Here is a 20914-nt window from a genome sequence, read left to right as displayed (position 1 = left end):
GCGGTTTTGCGCGCCGGTGCGCGCGCGAACTGAACCTTCATAGCGCGTGGGATGAGAGTTGAGGAACTTTAGTATAGTCTGGATTTGCAGCGATCAGCAGCGTTGGGACACCTTGCAGTGCCTAGGGTTCAAAGGCACGCAGACGCCCAATATTGACCGCCTGGCGGCGAGGGGCACGGCATTCGCCCGTGCGTATTGTCAGAGCCCTATCTGCACGCCGAGCCGAACGAGCTTTCTGACAGGCTTGTATCCGATCGCACACCAAGTGCATCAGAACGGCGCCGGCACATTTCCTTCGCATCTCGTTTTGCTCCCAAAACTGATGGCGAACGCCGGATACTATACAGGGCACATAGGAAAGCTGCACCTGTCTGCCACACGTGGCATGATAGAAAAGCGCCCCGATGATGGATTTGCCGAGTTCTACTGGAGCCCTGAGCCATTTCCGGAGTGGTCAGGCAACCACGACTATCATGCGTGGATGTGGTCAAAAGGGGTCAATCCCGAAGCCTACTTCAAACCCTATCTTGACCAACACTATGGTCCGGGACCAGCCGCAGAATATCGGCAGGCGCGTTGGGCAGGCGATCGGGCTGAGCGCTTCATCAAGATGCATTCTGATCGTAGTTGGTATTTAGGCGTTAACATCGACGCGCCTCATCCGCCCCTCAATCCCCCGCCAGACTACCTCAGGCGGTTCAATCCAAATGATATGCCTGATCCTGCGTTCAAGCCGATTGATCTCGAGCACCAGAAGAAATTTGAACGAGTCGATCAGCAAGCGAAATTCGCGGTGGATCCTTGGCACGCAGCAACAGACGCGGGTGAGGCGCACAACGACGAATTGGCAGGACCTACGCATGAAGCGCCACCAACGAAGTTCAATATTTGGGAGATGAGAGCGGCCTATCACGCCGAGGTGGCACAGGTGGACGATCTGGTCGGCCGGATACTAGACACTTTGACGGAAACCGGCCAGCTGGATCGCACGATCATCGTCTTCATGAGCGATCATGGTGATATGATGGGCGACCACGGCCTGCTCTACAAAGGCTGCCGGTTCTATGAGGGTGTGGTGCATGTCCCACTTGTGATTTCCGTGCCTGGCAGCCCAGCCCAAGGATCGGTGTCGAATGCACTTGTCGAGCTGGTCGATATTGCGCCCACATTGCTCTCGTTATCGGGGCTTGAGGTCCCAAAGGCCATGCAGGGGCTGTCACTCGACCAGATGCTGCTTGGGAACACTTCACTGGATTGCCATAAGCCATACGTTGTCAGTGAGTATCACAACTCCCTCAGGTTCCGCGGCAGCCGAGGGTCCCGCGCATCGATGTACTATGATGGACGTCACAAACTAAATGTATATCACGATGTTGGAATAGGAGAGCTGTTCGATCATAAAGAGGATCCCAATGAGCATTATGACCTATGGGATAGCCACCATCACAGGGGGTTGAAATACGACCTATTAGGCCGCAGCTTTTCCGCAATGATGCTTAGAAGTGGATCCGGCCCGGAGAGAATTGAGGACTATTGACCTTGGCGGACCGACGCCAGGACGGTCACGAGCGAGGCATTGTTCTCGCGACCTTGGGGCCGCCCTCGGTCGATTGTCCAGAAATTGTTCGATAATTTATGGTATCTCGCTGCTCTTTCCTTCATTCATAAGGGGTGAGGATTGTGGAAATGAGCGTCAACTCACCTGCAATGAAAGCGGCATCGCACGAGAGCATCTTGGCTCGCCTGCAGGACGACATCGATCGATTGCCCAATGCGCTCGCTCGCATTGCCAAATACATTCTGGAAAACCCGGAAAAGGTGCTGCACCAATCGGTCGCGGAGCTAGGTGAATTCGCGGCCAGTGGTGAAGCGAGCATATTGCGGCTTTGCCGGCAGATAGGCTTTTCCGGCTTCCGCGACTTCAAGCTGGCATTGGCGGCCGAGATTGGCCGCCCGGGACTGCCTCCTACTGCTGCTGGAACTGCGGATAGCGCTCTGCAATCCTTGCACGACACCATGGCGCAAAACCTCAGCATCGCACACAACAATGCCGATTCCGAAACTCTCGCGAAGGTCGCCGCCGCGCTTGCGGCAAGCAGACGGATCGACCTCTACGGCGCCGGAATGTCCGGTATAACGGCAGAACTGCTTGCCTATCGGCTTTTGCGTGTCGGGCTAACGGCCTTTGCGTTCAGGAATTCCAACATGGCTCACGAAGTCGCCAGCGGGCTTAGTCCCGGATGCGTTGCGATCGGCCTTTCGATCTCCGGCCTCACGGTTGACACCGTCCAGTTCCTCAAGGGCGCCCGTTCTGCGGGGGCACTGACCGTCGCCATCACCAACCGCGCCCGCAGCCCGCTCGAGAAAGCGGCTGACTTCACCCTGCAGGCCTCCGGCCTTCAAGACCACCCGATCGGCGGCACCCTAACATCGACGATCGGCAAGATCTTTGTGATCGAAAGCCTCATGCTGGCGCTCGGAAAGGCGATGGATAAACCGGTTGCCAAATGAAATTAAACTCCATATTGTCACGAAAATGAAATAAAGCACCGATAGAAGTCACGCCCACCGAAAGGGAACTCGGAATGGCAGCGTTAGACCTTCACATCGACGACATCGGCAAGCGGTTTGGCGCGATTGATGTCCTGCGCGGCATCTGTCTAAGGGTTGCTGCGGGGGAGTTTGTGACACTGCTGGGGCCGTCCGGGTGTGGTAAATCAACGCTTCTTCGGATCATCGCGGGGCTGGAGCGTGCCGACCAGGGCCATGTGCGTGCAGGCGGCAGGGGGCTGGACGCGGTGGCGCCGAAGGACCGCGACCTAGCCTTCGTGTTCCAGAGCTACGCCCTTTATCCGCATCTGAGCGTGCACGACAACATTGCTGCCCCGCTGGTCATGCGTGAGCTAAGCAGCTTGGAACGGCTTCCTGTGATTGGCGCGCTGCTGCCCGGAGCCATCCAACGCAAACGCTCGATCCAGGAGCGGGTCCGGCAGACATCAGGGCTTCTCAAGCTCGACGCGCTGCTCGAGCGTCGACCGTCGGCGCTGTCGGGCGGGCAGCGCCAGCGCGTGGCTTTGGGACGCGCCATGGTGCGCAAGCCGAAGATCTTCCTCATGGACGAACCCTTGGCAAACTTGGACGCAGCGCTGCGCATCCATACGCGTGGCGAGATCGCACGGCTTCACAAGGAAATGGAAACGACGACTATCTTCGTTACCCATGACCAGGCCGAGGCGGCAGCGCTTTCAGACCGCGTCGCAGTCATCTTTGGCGGCGAACTCCGTCAGGTCGCAGCCCCTGCCGATCTCTATCGCGAACCCGTCGATCTAGACGTAGCGCGCTTCCTGGCGCAGCCATTCCTGAACGAGCTGGCAGTGGCCGCACCTATAGGCGGCGGGCTCATGATCGGCGGCAGCAGGATCATCATTCGCGACGCGCTCGGATCCGGGCTGGCCGGAACGCTGGCCTTCCGCCCCGAGCATGCGACCCTGGCTGAGAAGGATCATCCAGGAGCCCTGCCGGTTCGCGTCACGCGCATTGAGCACGCAGGGATCGACGCTCACGTCTTTGTCGATGCCGAGGCCGGCGCTCAGTTCGTCGCCCGCATTTCCGCCGAGCGCGCGCGATCACTGCGTGACGGCGATAATCTGGGACTGACCATCGACGCTGAAAAGGCATGGTTCTTTCCTTCCAACGGCTCGCGCCAGCGTGGCGATCACAGCGGGGCAGCCTGACATGGCCTTAGCCAACGACATTCCGCTCAGTTCCTTAGCTCCGAACACTGCAGGCAGCTACCGGCCGACTCGGGCCCAGGCGCAAGCTGGCATAATTCTGTCCGTGCCGGCGACGCTGTTGCTTGTTGCCCTTGTCATCGGACCCGCCATTCTTGTCTTCTTTCTGTCCTTCACGAATGCGTCGCTCGGCTTGGCCGGAATCCAATTCATCGGGGTTGCTAATTATACGCGCATGTTGACCGACCCTGGCTTTGCTCAGAGTCTGCGCAACACCGCGCTCTATGTGGCTGTGGTCGTGCCGACGGCAATCGGGTGGGGGCTGCTCGTCGCCGTTTTGATCGCTAGATCACGGTTCGCAGTTCTCTATCGAACCGCTTACTTTCTGCCCGTGGCTGCAAGCTTGGTTGCTCTCGCGACCGCGTGGGAAGCAATCCTGCATCCAAGTCTGGGTTTTGCCAACACGCTGCTGCAGCTCCTGGGCGCATCGCCCGTCAGGTTCCTGTCCGACCCGGCGACGGCCATATATGCGCTCGCGGCGATCGGCGTCTGGCAGTTGGTTGGCTTCAACATGATCCTTTTCCTGGCTGGCCTTTCGACCATTCCAGAGGAGCTCTACGAAGCTGCGACTATCGACGGGGCGGACAGGGGACTGAAGCGCTTCCTTCTGGTCACCTGGCCGATGCTGGCGCCAGTTACGGTGTTCGTCACCGTGATGACAATTATCCGCGCCTTTTCGGTTTTCGAAACGGTCGCGGTCCTCACACAGGGAGGGCCGATGAAATCTACCTCCGTCGTTCTTTACACTTTTTATGAAGAAGGTTTCCGCTTCTTCCGCGTCGGATATGCTTCTGCGATCTCCGTTTCCTTTTTTGTCTTCGTGACTTTCCTGTCGCTCGTCCAGATGCGCGTCTCCGAGCGTCGGGCGCGCTGGAAAGCAAATGGAGGCCAGTGATGATCCTGGGGCAATCTTCCTCTTCCCGCATTGTCTCGCATGCTGTGCTTGTCACCGGCGCGATCATCATGGTCTTTCCGTTTCTGTGGATGATCCTTGCCTCGCTGACGCCACAGAGCGAGATCTTTGACGGCAGCCTGCTTCCAACGCCGACCCTTCACGGCGCAATCGACAATTACGGCACTGCGCTCTCGGCAATTCCGCTGCTTCGGTTCATGGCAAATGGCTTTGTCGTGTGTCTGGCAATTCTTGTGTTGCAGATCGCGATCGCCATCCCATGTGGCTATGCGCTGGCCAAGCTGTCCTTCCCGGGCCGCCCTATTCTGCTTGTCGGCGTCCTGCTCGGCCTTCTGGTGCCGGTGCAGATACCAACCATCCCGATCTACATAGCCCTCGCAAAATCCGGACTGCTCGACAGCTATGCCGCTCTGGTTCTGCCCTGGATCATTTCGGTGTTTGCCATCTTCCTGTTCCGGCAGTTCTTCGTGACCTTTCCCGATGAGGTGCTCGACGCGGCGCGGCTCGACGGTTTCAGCGAGCTATCGATCGCCTGGCGGATCATGCTGCCAGCAGCTTGGCCGGCCGTCGTCTCCTTCTCGATCTTCTCTATCGTGGCCCATTGGAACGATCTTTATTGGCCAATGGTGGTGATAACCAATCCCGACATGATGACGGCTTCGCTCGGCATTGCCTATTTCCGGCAGGCCGGCGAGGGCGCCGGAAATGTCGGTGCGCTGATGGCGGGGGGCGTTCTCGTAACTGCTCCCTTGGTCTCTTTTTTCCTTCTCATGCAGAAACACTTCATCCGAGGTCTGGTGCTCGGCCGACACTAGCTCCGTCTCTAAAAACCTCCATCTCAAAACTCAGGAGAGCAATGTGAAAACAGTTGCAATGATCCTTGCTGCCGGTGTCGCAGCGGCAGCCATGCCAGCGCAAGCCGAGACGAAACTCAATGTCTATTACGCCTGGCCCGAACACGAAGTGATCCACAAGCCGATTGCAGACCGCTTCATGGCGGACCACCCGGAAATCAAGATCAGCTTCCGCGCTGCTGCGCCGAGTTATGACGAAGCTGTCCAGACGTTGATTCGTCAGAGCATGGCAGGCGAGTTGCCGGACGTTCACTATGTCGGCTTTAACGTGCTCCGTCCGCTCGTCACGCGCGGGCTCGTAAAGCCCATCGACGATCTCGTTGCCGCCGATCACCTGGCCGATAAGGGCTACACGGAACAAATCCTGTCTCTGGCAAGAATCGAGGGCCATCTGTACGGACTTCCCTTCGCCATGTCGACGCCGGTCGTTTATTACAATGCCGATCTCGTGAAGCAGGCGGGCGGCGACCCCGACAAGGTTCCGACCGATTGGGACAGCTTCGTCGCACTGGCCGGCAAGGTCGGTGCGCTCGGCAATGGAACGTCCGGCATGTATTACCAGCTCGGCTCGGACGACTGGGCCACGCAGAACCTGGTACGCAACTTCGGCGGCCAGATGATGAACGACAAGGAGAGCGACATCGCTTTTGACGGTCCTGCAGGCCAGGCTGCCGTCAAGCTGTTCAAGCGGTTCCACACCGACGGCGCTCAGCCGGCGATCGACTCCCATGCCGCCCGGCAGCTCTTCACCTCTGGCAAGCTCGGCTTCTTCTTCGCCTCTGCCGGCAGTGTGAGCGGTTTCGAAGGTGAAATTGGAGATCGGTTCAAGCTCCGCACAGCCAAGCAGCCGCTCGGCGCTGAAGATGCGACGATGCCGACGGGCGGCATGGTTGCGATAATCCTTACCGACGATCCCGCCAAGCGCGCCGCCGCCTGGGACTACGTCAAGTTCACCACAAGTCCTGAAGGCCAGAGCATTGTCGTGCCGAATACTGGTTATATGCCGACCAACACGCTTGCCCTCGACAAGGATCATCTCGCCGGCTTCTACGATAAGCACCCGAACTGGTACACCAGCGTGCTTCAGACGCCCCGCGCCCGCCCGTGGTTCTCCTGGCCTGGTGATAACGGCGTGCAGATCGGGGAGGTCCTCCGCGACGAGATGACGGCTATTGCGCTTGGATCCAAGGAACCGGAAGCCGCTCTCGCAGACATGGTGTCCGAGGTTCGCGCACTCCTGCCGAAAACGAACTGATCGCCTCGTCCGAGACGCTGCACGCTCCTGTGCGGCATCCCTCCCTTTTCGGGATTATCCATGAAACTCATTCATCTGACCGACCCCCATCTTGTGCCGTTAGGCGCCATGCTCTTCGGCTTCGATCCTGCCCAACGGCTTCGCAAGACCATTGAGCGCATCAACCGCGATCACGCCGACGCCGAGCTTTGCGTCGTGACTGGCGATCTCACTGACGAGGGAGATTTCGCTTCCTATGTCCTACTTCGCGAGGTGCTGCAGGAACTGCGCGTGCCCGCCCGCCTTCTGCTCGGCAATCACGACAGCCGCGAGAATTTTGTTCGGGCGTTTCCTGGAGAGCCGCGCGATGAGAACGGCTTTATCCAGTCGGTTCACGACGGATCTGCCGGGCGCCTCATTTTTCTCGACACATTGGTGGAAGGTTTCGGTCATGGCTCCTTGGACGATGGTCGGCTCGAGTGGCTGCTGGCCCGGGTGGCCGAGGCGTCGGATGTGCGGGCCTACCTCTTCGTCCATCATCCGCTGCAGCCGATCGGCCTGCCGCATTTCGAACCCTGGAGCACCGAGAATTGGCGCCCGATCATGCAGGCGATTGTCAGCGCCGGCAATGTGCGGCACATTTTCCACGGCCATGTGCATGTCGATGTTGGCGGCACCTGGAGCGGCATCCCTTTCAGTGCAAACCGCGGCGTGGCGCATCAGATCATTCCACATTTCACGCGGAGAGACGCGGACTTCGTCGAGGATGCGCCCGCTTTTGACATCGCGATAATCGACGTTGATGGGGTCCTGGTGCATCGCTTCGAAGTTAGCGACCGACATGTGGTCGAGGTCTCCGCAGAAGGTTGGGTTCCCGAGGGCATGCAATGAATCAACAGGCCTCTTATGAACTGGTCATCTTCGATTGCGACGGCGTTCTGATCGATAGCGAGACGCTGGCAAGTCGAATCGATGCCGAAGAACTTACCCGCATTGGCTATCCCATGTCGTATTCTGATGTGATTCTGCGGTTTACCGGCCTTTCCTCAGCCACCATGCGGAAAATGATCGAAGAAGACTGGGGCCGCCCTCTACCCAGCGACTTCGACGTCATCGTGCAATCCCGGATAAAGGAAAGCTACCAGACGGAACTGCAAGCGATCAGCGGCATTGACCAACTCCTGCATCAGTTGCGATTGCCGCGCTGCGTCGCATCGAGCAGCGCCCCCGACAAGCTGCGGCTTGGTCTTGAACTGACGGAACTTTGGGCATACTTCCATCCCCACGTGTTCAGCTCCGCCATGGTAAAGGCCGGTAAGCCTGCACCGGACCTCTTCCTGTTCGCTGCCGCCCAGATGGGCACTAAGGCAGCGCGCTGCGTCGTTGTCGAGGACAGCATTGCAGGCGTTCGAGCCGGTGTGGCCGCGGGGATGATGGTGATCGGTTTCACCGCGGGCGGCCACTGCCACGACGACCACGGTCAACGATTGCTGTCAGCCGGCGCTGCGGTGGTCGCGCGATCAGCCGAAGAACTTAGCGTCCTGCTGATGACGAGCGAAGTCCAGCCCAATACAAAATGGCAGGAGGCGGACCCGGTGGCAGCAGGTGCCGTAAGGTGAACTGCAGCAGCTTCCCATCCACTCAACCCCACAAAAATGTCTTCCTATACCGACTGTCCCGGCGATTCCGTCCACTTGACATAAATCCGAACAAAGCTCCCTTGCATTCGATATCGGCGAAGTCTGACAGGCGGATGCGGCATGGGGCGGGCGCGCGCAAGCGACACTCAACGGTGTTCGACCGAGCTGCTCACAAATTACAATTGAGGGTCAAGAAGGAGCATTCGTGTCTGCGTGGGGGAACTCACCGGAGCTCGAAGCACAGGCCCGTGGCACCGTTTCGATGATGGACGAGTTACTTCATGATCAACCGAAAGCGATAGCGACCGAGGTCCCTTATGCGGCCCGAGCATTTACAACTCGCGACATTTATTGGCCGTTCGTCGGTCAACTGTTTGCTTGGAATCGAACACCTCGATCCGGGCGGCAGAGAGGGTCGACCCCTCACTGCTCACGGTTCGCTGTCAGACGCCTGGAATAGATGGTCACCACAACGACGGCAATCAAGTGGCCTGACGCAGCAGCGGTCTCTTGTCCCACTTCCTCCCAGGGTCGGGCCCAATCTGAGTGTGGAGCAATGCAGAAAATCATTCATATCACGGATCCTCATTTTGTTGCCCCTGGCAAGACGCTTTACGGCATCGATCCGGCGCAGAGATTGCGCGACACCTTGGACCATGTCTCGCGCGTACACGCAGATGCCAAGCTCATCCTTATTACCGGCGATCTTGCTGATACAGGCGATCCAGCCGCTTACGCACTCTTGCGCGAGATCTTGTCGGAGGTCCGGCTCCCGGTCCATTTGACGATCGGCAACCACGATGACCGCGGCGCATTTCGAGGCGTATTCGGCGGGGAAGGATTCGTTCAGGCGGCTGTCGACTTGCACGACTGGCTCGTCGTCTTGCTCGACACAAAGGACGACATCAGCCATTTCGGTTGTCTTGACGGTGGCAGGTTTGAATGGCTGCAGGACCAGCTTTTCCGTGCCGCCGGCCGACCAGTCGTGGTTGCTATGCACCATACGCCGGCGGATTTGCATGTGCCTTGTTTTAAGACGAGCGATATGAAGGAGTCCGATCGGCTCCTTTCCATCCTTCGGAAAAACGCATCGGTCCGCCACATGCTCTTTGGTCACCGGCATGTTGCTGCAGCAGGCAGTTTGTCGGGCATATCGTTTACTGCCAGCCGTGGCACGGCGCAGCATATCGTTCTGGACTGGGAACAATATGGCAAGCCCATATTTGTGGCGGCTGCGCCATCATACGATGTCGTCATGTTGGACGGATCGGATGTCGTTGTCCATCGTCACGAGGGACTTGATCAGCTGCCTGTCATTCGTCCCGGTGATCCGAAATGATGGCTTCACCATCGATCAAAACGTCCGATCGGTCGCGGCCTCGACTGATCATCTTCGATTTTGACGGCACCCTTGCGGAGACGGAAATCGTAGCATCGGAGGTGATTTCGGCAAAACTTGCCGCGGAAGGTTTCCAGGTGCATCCAGATGAAATAACGGCAACGCTCTCCGGTGTTGAGCGAGACGATCAACAACGGCATCTGGAAAGACTTGTCGGTGTAAGCCTGCCGAAGAACTTCATGGAAACGGCCGCGGCTGAGATCCAGCTGGCCGCCTCTGGGATCCTGTCGGCGACACCTGGCGCGGTTGAACTGCTCCAGTGGCTTTCCATTCCCTTTTGTGTCGCATCGAACACATCTCGTTTCGAACTCATCCACCGCATGAGAGCCGCCAATCTCTTGGGGCTTGTAGGCTCACGGTTCTTCTCCTCCGATGACATCGGTGTCCGGAAGCCTGACCCTTCTGTGCTGCTATTGGCGGCGGAAATCATGGGCGTGTCTGCCAGAGAGTGCCTTGTCATTGAGGACAGCGTCATCGGTCTTAGTGCCGCGCGAAATGCAAATATGCGCTACTGCGCATTCGGGGGCGCCCGCCACCATACGAGTCGACTGAGGAATGACCTCCGGACCTTTGAGCCGGAGGCATTGTTGCTGAACTTGGCGGAACTTAAAGGTTTGCTTTGCCCAATGTAGAAAGAGGGCAGCGGCGTGGACGGTCCGCCCGCGCCTGCATCCGGAACACCATACCCCGGCGGGCAGTGCAATGGCGGACAGGTCATCAAGCTTGGTGCGGGATGCGGTATGCGGTCTGGTCGCCAGCGGGCCTAGCTCACAATCCAGAATCGCGCATTTTGTTGCCTAAAACCCCGAGCTTCTTGGGGACTTATCTATCTCCAAACTCGTAAGTCAAACAAACAGCGGAGAAGCGTCGGTTTTGCGTTTTTGCCGTACTCTTGGCCTCTCTGGGTTTCGCGAGTTCAGGGTGGCGTTACCGGGGAGATTGAGCGCGATAAAGCCCGGCGACTGACACAGCACCTCGCCACTGAACTCGCATGTAAGACCGGAAATTGCGAACCTGAGCGCGGCCTTCCTACATTCGGTTGAGGCCTCAGCTCGCCTTCTCGACTACGCCCAGATCGAGCGCCTGACGGAGCGACTACAGAGTGCTACGCGTGTCGAAGCTCTTGGTATGGGCGTCTCCGCAATCTGCGCAGAGCTACTGTCACAGCCGCCTGATCTGGCTGGGGACCCCGGATTGTGAACATCGCTCGCGGTCTGGCTCATGGGCTGGACGCTTCGGCTTATGCTATCGGCATCTCCTATGAAAGATATGAGCGAGAGGCCGTCGCCTTTCTCAGAACTGGCCGCGACCGAGGGTAAGCGGTGTTCTTAGGCCACAGCCTTGAGCTGGAGCTTGTTGATGTAGACCCAAGGCAGGAGATCGTCGATCTGGCTGTTGGGGTGGCCGTTGACGATCCTGGTGAGGACATCGGCGAGATAGCCGAGCGGTTCGACACCATTGAGCTTGCAGGTTTCGATCAGCGAGGCGATGACTGCCCAGTGTTCGGCGCCGCCGTCAGAGCCTGCGAAGAGCGCGTTCTTGCGGTTGAGCGCGATCGGACGGATCGAGCGTTCGACGGTGTTGCTGTCGATCTCGATGCGGCCGTCGTCAAGGAAGCGCGAGAGGCCTTCCCAGCGCGAGAGCGTGTAGCGGATCGCCTCGGCGAGCTTTGTCTTCTGGCTGATCAGCCCGAGCTTTTCGCGAAGCCATGGTTCGAGTTCGACGACGATCGGGCGGCTCCTGTCCTGGCGCACGACACGGCGCTGCTCGGCCGATCGTCGACGGACGTCGTCTTCGACGCGATAGAGTTCCGCGATCCGTCTCAGCGCCTCGCTGGCGATTGGCGCGGGACCGGCCGCGGCGAGCTCGTAGAAGCGCCGGCGCACATGTGCCCAGCAGAAGGCGAGCGTCACGCCGCTCTTGTCGGCGAGCACGCGATAGCCGCCATAGCCGTCGACCTGCAGGATTCCGGTAAAGCCCACCAGATGAGCGATCGGACGCTCGGCCTTCCGATCCGGCGCATAGACATAGGCGACGCCCGGCGGGTCGCTCCCCTCCCAAGGTCGGTCATCGCGGGCATAGGCCCAGAGTTGACCTGTCTTGGTCTTGCCGCGGCCGGGATCGAGCACTGGCGCGGTCGTCTCGTCGGCGAAGAGTTTTGGCGAGGACTTCAGCTTGCCAAGCAGCCGCTCATGCACCGGACGCAGATGCCAGGCGGCGCGGCCGACCCAGTCGGCGAGCGTGGACCGGTCGAGATTGATGCCCTGCCGGGCATAGATCTGCGCCTGACGATAGAGCGGCAGGTGGTCAGCATATTTTGAGACCAGCACCTGGGCGACCGTCGCCTCGGTCGGCAGGCCGCCCTCGATCAGCCGGGCGGGCGCCGGAGCCTGAACCACTACATCCTCACAGGCGCGGCAGGCATATTTGGGCCGGCGCACGACGATCACGCGCAGCTGCGCCGGAACGATGTCGAGCCGCTCGCTCATGTCCTCGCCGATCCGATGCAAGCCATTGCGGCAGCACGGGCAGGCATGATCCTCGATGTCGACGACCATCTCCACGCGCGGCAGATGGGGTGGCAGCCCGCCGCGGTTCGCCCTGCGCTTGGCGACAGGCGCCTGACGTTCGCCAAGAGCGGTCTGTGCCTGCTCTTCGTCACCGGCGGCCTCGATCTGTTCGGCCTCTTCGAGCCCCAGCAGCAATTGATCCTCGGGGAGCGTCTCGGCACGCCGGCCGAAGCGATGACGCTGCAATTCCTTGATGATCTGAATCAGACGGGCATTCTCGACGTCGCGCGCCAGGACCATCGCCTTCAGCGCATCCGGATCGTCGGGAAGCTGGTCAGCCGTCATCGCCATGAGCGGATCAGACCATATTCGCCGACAGTCCGCGACAGCGGAATCCAGGCTGATTCACTTCGTCGCGGGTCAGCCCGCCTGGGCTGGAACGCGAGTCCGGCGCGCCTCGTGGACACGCCGCCAGTCGAGACCTTCGAGCAGCGCCGACAGTTGCGCGGCCGTCAGCCGCATCATGCCGTCATGCACTTTCGGCCAGCGGAACTCCCCATCCTCCAAACGCTTGGCATAGAGGCAAACCCCGGTGCCATCCCAGAAGATCAGCTTGATCCGGTCAGTCCGCTTGGCCCGAAAGACATAGACCGCCCCATTGAACGGGTCAGCGCCCATGGTCTCGCGCACAAGTGCGGCCAATCCCTCCGCACCCTTGCGGAAGTCCACCGGCTTCGTCGCCACCATGACCTTGACCGCACCCGTCGGCCCGATCACGACGTCCCCTTCACCGCCCGGATCACTGCCGCCACCGTCTTGGCATCCGCCCCCCGCCCAACGCGCATCGAGACGCCGTCGATCTCAAGCTCGATCATGCCGGCACCTCGGGTGGCTTGCCGTTTCCGCTGCTTCGGTGAACGGCTGGCTACAGGTTCCGCCGCCGCCAAAACCGCCGGCACAAAGGCAGGAGAATCTTGCTGCACCGAAGTGGCCGGTTTGCGCGCTTCGCGGCGCCAGGCGAAGACCTGCTGCGGCCTAAGGCCATACCGACGGGCTACCTCGGAAATGACTGCGTTCGGCTCCAGCGTCTCCGCGATGATCCGCGCCTTGTCATCCACCGACCAGTGACGCCGACCGCCGGCACCGTTGATCACCTCGAAACGCCGAAGCTGCCGCTCCGGGTCAAGCGTAAGGTCAAGTCCAGACACAAGCCGATCTCCGATCCCAATACAGGATCGGCAACCTCACAGATCGCGACCACTCCCGAAAGGTGGTCCGGAAACACCGCTTACGACCGAGGAGCGCATACGCTTGCAATAACGACGCGTGACAAATCGCCAGTCTCTGGGGTGGCGCATGCTCGAGGCCGAGATGGACAGAGGCTCTGGGTGCTTCGAAAGGCGAGCGCACACCGGAGCGGCTCGGCTATCGCTCGGGTTATTATGGCCGCACTCTTGTCACCCGTGTCGGCAAGCTTGAGCTGCGAGTTCCGCAGGACCGGGCCGGCCGCTTCTCCACCGAGCTTTTCGAGCGTTACCAGCGTTCGGAGCGGGCCTTGGTGGCCACGCTTGCGGAGATGTATGTGCAGGGCGTGTCGACCCGCAAGGTCAAGGCGATAACGGAAGAGCTGTGCGGCCATGCCTTCTCGGCCTCGTCCATCTCGGCCATCAACAAACGCCTGGACGAGAGCCTGAAAGCGTTTGCCGAGCGCCCGCTTCAAGAGCCTTTTGCCTACCTCATCCTCGATGCTCGCTACGAGAAGGTGCGCGAGGCCGGCATCGTCATGAGCCAGGCGGTGCTGATCGCTGTCGGCATAGACTGGGACGGCCGGCGTCAGATCCTGGCCGTGGAGATGGCCAATCGTGAGAGCCGCTCGGCCTGGAGGGACTTTCTCGTTGGCTTGAAGGCGCGCGGCCTCAAGGGCGTCGAGCTGGTCGTGTCAGACGATCATGCCGGCCTGGTCGCGGCGATCGGCGAGGTGATCCCGGAAGCGGCATGGCAGCGCTGCTACGTGCACTTCCTCAGGAACGCGCTCGATCACCTGCCGAGAAAGCATGGCGACGATTGCCTGCAGGAACTGCGCTGGCTCTACGACCGGCGCGATCTCGCCGAGGCCAAGGCCGATCTCGCCGCATGGCTTTCCAAATGGTCGGCCCGCTACCCACGACTGACGACATGGGTGGAGGAGACCATCGAGTACACGCTGACCTTCTTTCGTCTGCCACGCCAGCACCACAAGCATCTCAAGAGCACCAACATGCTTGAACGGCTCAACGAGGAAATCCGGCGCCGCACCTATATCGTGCGCATCTTTCCAAACTCACAGAGCTGCCTACGCCTCGTCAGGGCGCTGGCCGTCGAAACCAACGAAAACTGGATGGAGGCCAACCGCTACATCAACATGGACGACCTGCGCGAGCACAAGAAGCTCACTCTGCGCCAAGCCGCATGACCAGCACCATGGCCGCCCCTTTTTGCAGAACTTGACGCACACAACCGGCTTCCGCATCCGAGCGCCGCGGCTGGCCATGGTCACACCTCATACGCATGGTGTATGCAGCTGAGGCGGCGCGCGGTGCATGCGTCATGTCCGGATGTCGAGAAATAGCACGCCGCAGAAACTCAAATTCTGCTAATCGAACGTTCAAAGGACGTCGAAAAAAGGGGAAGCGTAGAGATGTGGTTCTGCAAAAATGCGGCCCAATGTCGTCGGACAGAAATGCCCAGTTTGGCTATTGAAGCCAAGAAGAACGCAAAAGCCGATGCAGCCTACGACGCGGTACTTCAATTGCTCTACAGCAAATCCCACATGCCGGGGCAGCATCTCAGCGATAAAGAGCTAGCGTCCGTCCTCAACATCGGCCGGACTCCTATACGCGAAGCACTTATCCGACTTGCAGCGGAAGGGAAGATCGTGTCCTTTCCTCAAAGGGGTTACTTTACGAGACCTCTGGTCGAGTGGGTTCTATTGGACTCGTATGTGGTGGCGCGCGAAACACTTACCTTCGCCCTAACTCGTACACGGACTCACCCTCTCGACCGAACCGCCCCCTCTGGTGAGTTATCTCCAACGGAGCTCGCTCTTCGAGCGGAAGAAATATTCACTGACATAGCTCTGGGGGCATGTAATTGCGAAATCTGCCATATCATCGACAAGTTCTGTTTCTGCTCTCATGCCCTTCGCATGGAAATAACCGCGTCTGAGCTTTCCCCGGCTTTTCGAACCAGTCTTGCAAGGCTAACTGACGCAATGCCTCAGCTCGGCAAGACTACGAGCGCAGTGGCATCCGCATTGACTAACCACCTTGATGTAGAACAGCGCGCAGTGTCGCGCGCTTTGCAAAACATGAGCAGGAGACAGCTGGCAAACTTCACGTTTACAAAGAAGTATTGGTGAGCGATTTTCGCCGACATCAGCCGAGTAGCTGAGCCATTCGGCTTGGGCCGTCGCAGGAGGGCTGCGGGTCCCGTGCGATATGATGCTGGAGGCGGTCAAGACACGCTTCGGATCGACGAGGGTGCCTCATCCGATCGAGACCTGTCGGAAAATGGCACCCCTACACCGGCAAGGAACACGCGCCTTCGCCTCTGCGCTGACCGCGTTACTTGCTCCACGCCCGTGAAGCGCCCCACTCCAGCGACGTTTCGGAAGCCTGGGTCAAAACCTTCAAGCGTGATTGCCTTCGCATCACTCCTTGCATGATCACCCATGGTTCTCCGCCAGATCGCCCGGTGGGATGACTACAACGAGATACATCCTCACTGAGCGCTCAGAATACGATCCCGGGAGGTCATTCTGACACAAACCCACTAGCCGGAGTGTTCGCGAAAGGGGCTACTAACATTGGACGCCGGCCCTCGGTCCGGCGAGTGCTTCAACCAATTACGGAAGCTCGGGGTGCTTCCAGCTCGCCAAGGTTGGCTGATTATCTGGCCCGCGGCTTTGGCGGGATGATATTCCTGCGCATCCGCGCTGCGCTTTTTATCTTTTAAATGGTGCCGGTACTAGAGGCTGAAAAAGCAACCTCGCGTTGTCACTTCCGATACTAAAATATCTCAGATAGGAGGCTAAAGGTCGGCGGAGAATAAATAGTATATCCATAAATATATTTCAGAGGACCACTTCCCCTTCTTGTCAAGGGCTATTAGGTGTTGATTTACGAAGGAGGGACTGCATCGTTCAGCGAGTTCATTTCCGACGAGGTTGACGCCTCATAAGCCGGTTGCGAGCTTGAAAGCTCTTTCCTGAACTCAACGTAGCGAGGGCGCTACGGCGCCCAGCCTGTTCTCAGGAGCGACTCTGCTCTTGTGGGTTAGCCGAGCCTCGTTGCAAGACGCAAAAGTATGCGAGAGACGGGTCGGTTCGGCTCGTGACTTCGCGAGTGGCCGATGGCCGATGTAACACAACCAGGCTAGATCATATGACCAAGGATGTAAGCTTAGCCACGGCAGCAAGCACACGATGCGTCCACCAGAAGGACACTTCTCTTGCGCTCTTTGGAGGAGATCCCACGGTGCCGGCTGGGCGAGTTGTTCTTTGGCCAGCTGCGAAACGTAAACATTTGAAGGCGCTCGCAAATGTTGTCGAAAGCGGCAAATATCATCGCGTCAATCACCCTATGGTGATTGAGCTCGAAAAGCGGCTAGCGGATTGGTCGGGTAACTGGTCTGTGCGCGCCGTTGGAAGCGGCACAGCCGCTATTCACGTGGCTCTCGACTACTACCGGAACCGAGGTCGCCGAGTCGTTACGTCGGCTTTGAACTGGCCGGGAGCCGTAGGCCCAATCGCGATCAGTGGACTCGAACCGGTCTTTGTCGATGTTGAGCCAGACCTTGCCGGAGTTGATGAGAAGATGGCGGCCTCCCTCATCAAGCCAGGTGACGCGGCGACGCTCATAACTCATCTGTTCGGAAATAACCTCTTGGTTCCCAGCTTGAGATTGGCGGCGCGAGCGCGAGGCGTGGCGATTATCGATGATGTTTGCCAATCAATTGGCGCTGCGAAAGATATTGTCAATGGAGCTTACTTGGAGAGCGATGCACTCTCTCTCTCCGGCAACGGAGCTAAACACCTCGGGGCAGGTGAGCTTGGATTTGTCCTGACGAGGGACCCTGCTCTGATCCACCATGTAGATAATGTTTCGCTGACAAGCTCGTCGCGATGTGGAGCTAGGATATTCTCCCCGAACTCCAAAGGCTACAATTACCGACCCAATGTATTCTCTGCTGCCATTGCTAATCACAGGCTCAAGCAGCTTGACCGGCAGCTTAAAAAAAGGCGAAGGAATGCTAGGTTCCTTTGGCAGGAGATTGGCCACCTCTCAGGGCTTCTGCCTCTTTTCGATCCAGCAGATCATCAACAATCGATGCTGAATCTCCCGTTGCGTCTTGAGCCGGAAAAGCTCGGTTTTCTACCTGGCCCTACGGCCAGGGATTTCATCATTAAGCTTCTTCAAGCCGAGGGAGTTCCCGTTGCGGTCTGGCTGACGAAGCCCGTCTTTGAATATCTGCCGGATATCTGCGGCCAATGGTCAAGGACCGATTTTCCAAACGCCATGAAGATATTGAACACCATGTTTTACGTGTCGGAGATCGCTCCACCAAACGACGTTGAAGTGATGAAATTGTACGCGGCCGCGTTTCAAAAGGTCTGGGCAGCGCTTCCAAACCTAGCTTCAAAAATTCCTGAGATCGTATCTGTTGCCTGAGGGCGGGATGGCAAGCCGATGGACTGCTCAATAAAAGGTTTTCCACCATATGGCTTTTCGATTGTTCTCAAATTCGGCGGGAGCATCATGCGTGATCTTGCCGTGTGTAAGCTCGCACTGGCTGAACTTGAGCGTCTCGCCGATAAGGGCCATCGAATCCTACTTGTTCCAGGCGGCGGCATCCCGGACAAAGCAATTGAGGCGATTGATGCAGCCGAGCGATTAGATCCGTGTACCGCGCATCATGCGTGTGCTCTAGCACAGGACCAAACGGGGTATTTGCTTGCGGATGCCGCCTTCTCTTCCAAACTAGTTCCATCGGCCAGCCTAGGCGAATGCCGAACTCTCGCGAGACTTGGGAAGATTCCAGTGCTGCTGCCTTCCCGTTTGCTGTTTGCGGCTGACCCAGTGGAATGGAGTTGGGACGTCACATCCGACGCCGTTGCCGCGTGGATCGCTTGGTTAACTGGGGCACCACAGCTGGTGATTTTGACAGATGTCGATGGCGTGCATCGCGGTGGAGCAACCGACGATCCCGCTGCACTTATAGAGCAGATCGCTGCTCAAGATCTTGTCCTTCTCGGCCACACCTCGATTGACGCCTGCGCGGTCGAATTCATGGCGAAGAAAAGCCTTCCCGGCGTTGTGATTAATGCCCGTCATCCCGCTCGTCTCGCCGATTGGCTGGAAGGGAGACGCGTTAGAGCGACTAGGATCACCGTCGCGAGCAGGAAGGCCCATATCACAAGCGACCCTTTGGGGGGGGCGGCATGATGTCATCCACGGCGCTGATAGTGTATGGCCCGGAAGTCGCGCGCTCTGGCCTAACCTCGCTGCTCGACGAATTTATTCGCCGGCGAACCGGTTTGGAACTCTCGGAACGGTTCTTTTCGATTCATAGTCGCAAATCCATTGATGCGTTTTATACCCTTACCTGTTCCACCGGCGGGAAGCATTGGCCATTGGTGCTGGACTTATTCGACATGCGTCCGGTTTGCGCCACGATCTGGAGCGGACCTAATGCGCTGCACTTGTCGCAAAAACTGAAGGGTAACACACAGCCGGCCCAGGCTTTATGCGGCACCGTACGTAGTCTCTTTTTCTGCGATAATCCCGTGACGAACCTCCTTCATGTGAGCGATAGTCATCAAGTAATGGATGCTGAGCTGAGAATACTTAGGTGCCGGTCGTTGGGCGACGAAGCGACTGCTTGGATTTCTCTCGATTCCGGCTACATTGCCCATTCATCTTTCCAAATGTTGCTAAACGTTCTCGGCGACAGGGGAGCTGCGCCGATGCCGGACAATCGGAGTGATGGTAGCGCCTTTGCCCACGCAAGATTCTGTTACGACAGAGCACTCCTAACCGCAGCAAAGTCGGGCCTAACGACAGCCGTCCAGCGGTATTTCCAGGGGGATCGAGCCGGTCTAGAAGGCCTCTTCCGGTATGCACCCCTCCGCTCATCTTGGGACCGCCTCATTCTTGAGGCCGGTCTGTTTTCAATGCCTCTTTGGAATTGCTTACTGAAGCGAACCGTTGATGCCGTCGAGCCGGGAAAACAACCAGGCATGGCACCGCGCCGGAAGGCCGGAGAACAATGAGCGAACTTGATCGTATCAGGACAACGCTTCGGACAAGTCAACAAGCCACTTTCCCGCGTCAGATGCAGGCATTCGGACTGGATCTGGTCGTACAGGAAGGGGTTTTTCCTCCAGAGCACTTCCAGAGTTGGCGTTGGATTAGCGAGAATTTTCCCCCATTCGACGGAAAGACCGTCTTAGAAATCGGCTGCGGTTTCGGTCTTCCCGGCCTTCTGTTGGCAAAGACTGGCGCGCTGTCGTTGCTGACTTGCGACATCAATCCGAGGGCCGTCAAGAACACGTTGGAGAATGCTGCAAGAAACGGCATTAGGAACGTCGAAGTCATCGCAAGCGATATATTTACCAATGTTCCACCTGGCAGAAGGTTCGACATCATATTTTGGAACTACCCGTCGAGCTACGCTCCAGAAGATTACGAGTTTGTCCACGACCTCGAAGGTGGTGCGATCGATCCAGGGTACAACTTGCTCGAGAGATTTCTTTCAGATGGCCCAAGATTCCTTACGGAAACAGGTCGTATCGTTCTTGGGTTCGGCACTAATGCCCGTGACGACCTTCTTGAAAAGATTGCGGGTTCAAATGATCTCACATCTGTGCTTCTGCGAGCCGGGACCTATCCCGACGTCAACGTAACTTACAGGCTGTTCTCAATATCAAAGAAGGCCACAAGCGCATGATGCCCGAGCTGATGCGCATTGCGTTAGTCGCCATTTCGCGCAATCGGAGCAAAGATAGCTGGGTAGCGGGCAGTAGCGTCCTTTCTCAGTTCATCCAGCGTGCGCCGAACGACATTGACATTCATCATGTCAATTTGGCCGCATTCACTCAGGCTGTGGATAAGGATACCAGGGCTCTGGCGGATGCGGGGTTCTCCATTGCCACATCGCGACCTGCCGACGCGGAGCTGGAGATCGTATTCTTGAGATCGAACGGGACCCTGGCGATAAATTGGGTTCTCGAACAGGAACGACCGACGGCGTTAATCAACGATCCGCTTTTTGGGACAAGGGCGAGTTTCGCGGACGTCATCGCGCGAAAGGTCGAGATGCACCTGGAGAACCACCATTCGAAGCACAGGGATGATCTCCTTGCACTCCTGGAGCATTCCGCCTCAATCTCGGCCGAAATGAGTCTGGACCAATTGGTTGGTAGCATCTCCGCGCTAGACCTCGCGAAATACGTCAATACCAACCTTCGTGGCAGCACCCGATAGATGTCAGCCCCCAATCTCCCAGGAATTCCCGAACACCGTGGCAAACGTAGA

Annotated in this window: 19 protein-coding genes and 1 pseudogene; 17 read left to right on the top strand and 3 right to left on the bottom strand. The window is 58.3% G+C overall.

Annotated features, from left to right (window positions below):
* Positions 1-58 precede the first annotated feature (58 nt).
* From EN859_RS20560 to EN859_RS20515, 10 genes are all read left to right on the top strand, one after another.
* A complete protein-coding gene (locus tag EN859_RS20560) occupies positions 59-1537 on the top strand; it encodes a sulfatase-like hydrolase/transferase (protein ID WP_091597859.1) in 1479 nt (492 codons plus the stop codon).
* A 197-nt stretch (positions 1538-1734) separates the two neighbouring features.
* Complete coding sequence (locus EN859_RS20555; RefSeq protein ID WP_236387750.1) at positions 1735-2511, top strand: MurR/RpiR family transcriptional regulator; 777 nt, start codon at positions 1735-1737, stop codon at positions 2509-2511.
* Between the two features lie 74 nt (positions 2512-2585).
* Complete coding sequence (locus tag EN859_RS20550) at positions 2586-3734, top strand: ABC transporter ATP-binding protein (protein WP_126089930.1); 1149 nt, start codon at positions 2586-2588, stop codon at positions 3732-3734.
* A 1-nt stretch (position 3735) separates the two neighbouring features.
* Entirely contained in the window at positions 3736-4686 is a 951-nt protein-coding gene (locus EN859_RS20545; RefSeq protein ID WP_126095611.1) for a sugar ABC transporter permease, read from the top strand.
* A complete protein-coding gene (locus EN859_RS20540) occupies positions 4686-5519 on the top strand; it encodes a carbohydrate ABC transporter permease (protein WP_029354774.1) in 834 nt (277 codons plus the stop codon). Before EN859_RS20545 ends, EN859_RS20540 begins: the two co-directional genes overlap by 1 nt.
* Before the next feature lie 58 nt (positions 5520-5577).
* A complete protein-coding gene (locus EN859_RS20535) occupies positions 5578-6813 on the top strand; it encodes an ABC transporter substrate-binding protein (RefSeq protein WP_236387751.1) in 1236 nt (411 codons plus the stop codon).
* 60 nt (positions 6814-6873) lie between these two features.
* Positions 6874-7683, top strand: coding sequence for a phosphodiesterase (locus tag EN859_RS20530; RefSeq protein WP_091597850.1), 810 nt, complete (start codon positions 6874-6876; stop codon positions 7681-7683).
* Positions 7680-8411 (top strand): HAD family hydrolase, encoded by a 732-nt coding sequence (locus EN859_RS20525; RefSeq protein ID WP_051695327.1) that lies wholly within the window; start codon positions 7680-7682, stop codon positions 8409-8411. Before EN859_RS20530 ends, EN859_RS20525 begins: the two co-directional genes overlap by 4 nt.
* A 577-nt stretch (positions 8412-8988) precedes the next feature.
* A complete protein-coding gene (locus EN859_RS20520) occupies positions 8989-9771 on the top strand; it encodes a metallophosphoesterase (RefSeq protein WP_029354781.1) in 783 nt (260 codons plus the stop codon).
* Positions 9768-10463: an HAD-IA family hydrolase gene (locus tag EN859_RS20515; RefSeq protein WP_091597848.1), complete on the top strand. Its 696-nt coding sequence runs from the start codon at positions 9768-9770 to the stop codon at positions 10461-10463. The genes EN859_RS20520 and EN859_RS20515 overlap by 4 nt, the downstream gene beginning before the upstream one ends.
* 696 nt (positions 10464-11159) lie before the next feature.
* Here EN859_RS20515 and EN859_RS20505 read toward each other — a convergent pair.
* The 3 genes from EN859_RS20505 to EN859_RS20495 all read right to left on the bottom strand — a co-directional run bounded on the left by EN859_RS20505 (position 11160) and on the right by EN859_RS20495 (position 13549).
* Entirely contained in the window at positions 11160-12692 is a 1533-nt protein-coding gene (locus tag EN859_RS20505) for an IS66 family transposase (protein WP_126089929.1), read from the bottom strand.
* Positions 12693-12761: 69 nt separating this feature from the next.
* Positions 12762-13118, bottom strand: a complete 357-nt coding sequence (gene tnpB, locus EN859_RS20500; RefSeq protein ID WP_027154943.1) for an IS66 family insertion sequence element accessory protein TnpB — start codon at positions 13116-13118, stop codon at positions 12762-12764.
* Positions 13115-13549 carry a transposase gene (locus tag EN859_RS20495; RefSeq protein ID WP_189502130.1) on the bottom strand — a complete coding sequence of 145 codons (435 nt, stop codon included), beginning with the start codon at positions 13547-13549 and terminating at the stop codon, positions 13115-13117. Before EN859_RS20495 ends, tnpB begins: the two co-directional genes overlap by 4 nt.
* A gap of 148 nt (positions 13550-13697) precedes the next feature.
* Between EN859_RS20495 and EN859_RS20490 the strand changes: the two are divergent.
* The 7 genes and pseudogenes from EN859_RS20490 to EN859_RS20460 all read left to right on the top strand — a co-directional run.
* Positions 13698-14793 (top strand): annotated as a pseudogene (locus EN859_RS20490) (IS256 family transposase); the annotation flags it as partial.
* Positions 14794-15018: 225 nt separating this feature from the next.
* Positions 15019-15738 (top strand): GntR family transcriptional regulator, encoded by a 720-nt coding sequence (locus tag EN859_RS20485; protein WP_126089927.1) that lies wholly within the window; start codon positions 15019-15021, stop codon positions 15736-15738.
* A 1024-nt stretch (positions 15739-16762) separates the two neighbouring features.
* Positions 16763-18049, top strand: coding sequence for a DegT/DnrJ/EryC1/StrS family aminotransferase (locus EN859_RS20480; protein WP_126089926.1), 1287 nt, complete (start codon positions 16763-16765; stop codon positions 18047-18049).
* A gap of 18 nt (positions 18050-18067) precedes the next feature.
* On the top strand, positions 18068-18823 hold the full coding sequence (locus EN859_RS20475) for an aspartate kinase (RefSeq protein WP_051695332.1): 756 nt from the start codon (positions 18068-18070) through the stop codon (positions 18821-18823).
* Positions 18820-19650 (top strand): nucleoside-diphosphate kinase, encoded by an 831-nt coding sequence (locus EN859_RS20470; protein ID WP_245464782.1) that lies wholly within the window; start codon positions 18820-18822, stop codon positions 19648-19650. The genes EN859_RS20475 and EN859_RS20470 overlap by 4 nt, the downstream gene beginning before the upstream one ends.
* A complete protein-coding gene (locus tag EN859_RS20465; protein WP_126089925.1) occupies positions 19647-20327 on the top strand; it encodes a methyltransferase in 681 nt (226 codons plus the stop codon). The genes EN859_RS20470 and EN859_RS20465 overlap by 4 nt, the downstream gene beginning before the upstream one ends.
* Positions 20324-20863, top strand: coding sequence for a hypothetical protein (locus EN859_RS20460; protein ID WP_126089924.1), 540 nt, complete (start codon positions 20324-20326; stop codon positions 20861-20863). Before EN859_RS20465 ends, EN859_RS20460 begins: the two co-directional genes overlap by 4 nt.
* Positions 20864-20914 lie beyond the last annotated feature (51 nt).

The sequence above is a fragment of the Mesorhizobium sp. M00.F.Ca.ET.216.01.1.1 genome (genome assembly GCF_004010325.2).
Lineage (GTDB): Bacteria > Pseudomonadota > Alphaproteobacteria > Rhizobiales > Rhizobiaceae > Mesorhizobium.
Note: the sequence above shows the minus strand (reverse complement) of the source record. Positions and strands in the feature narration are given on the sequence as shown.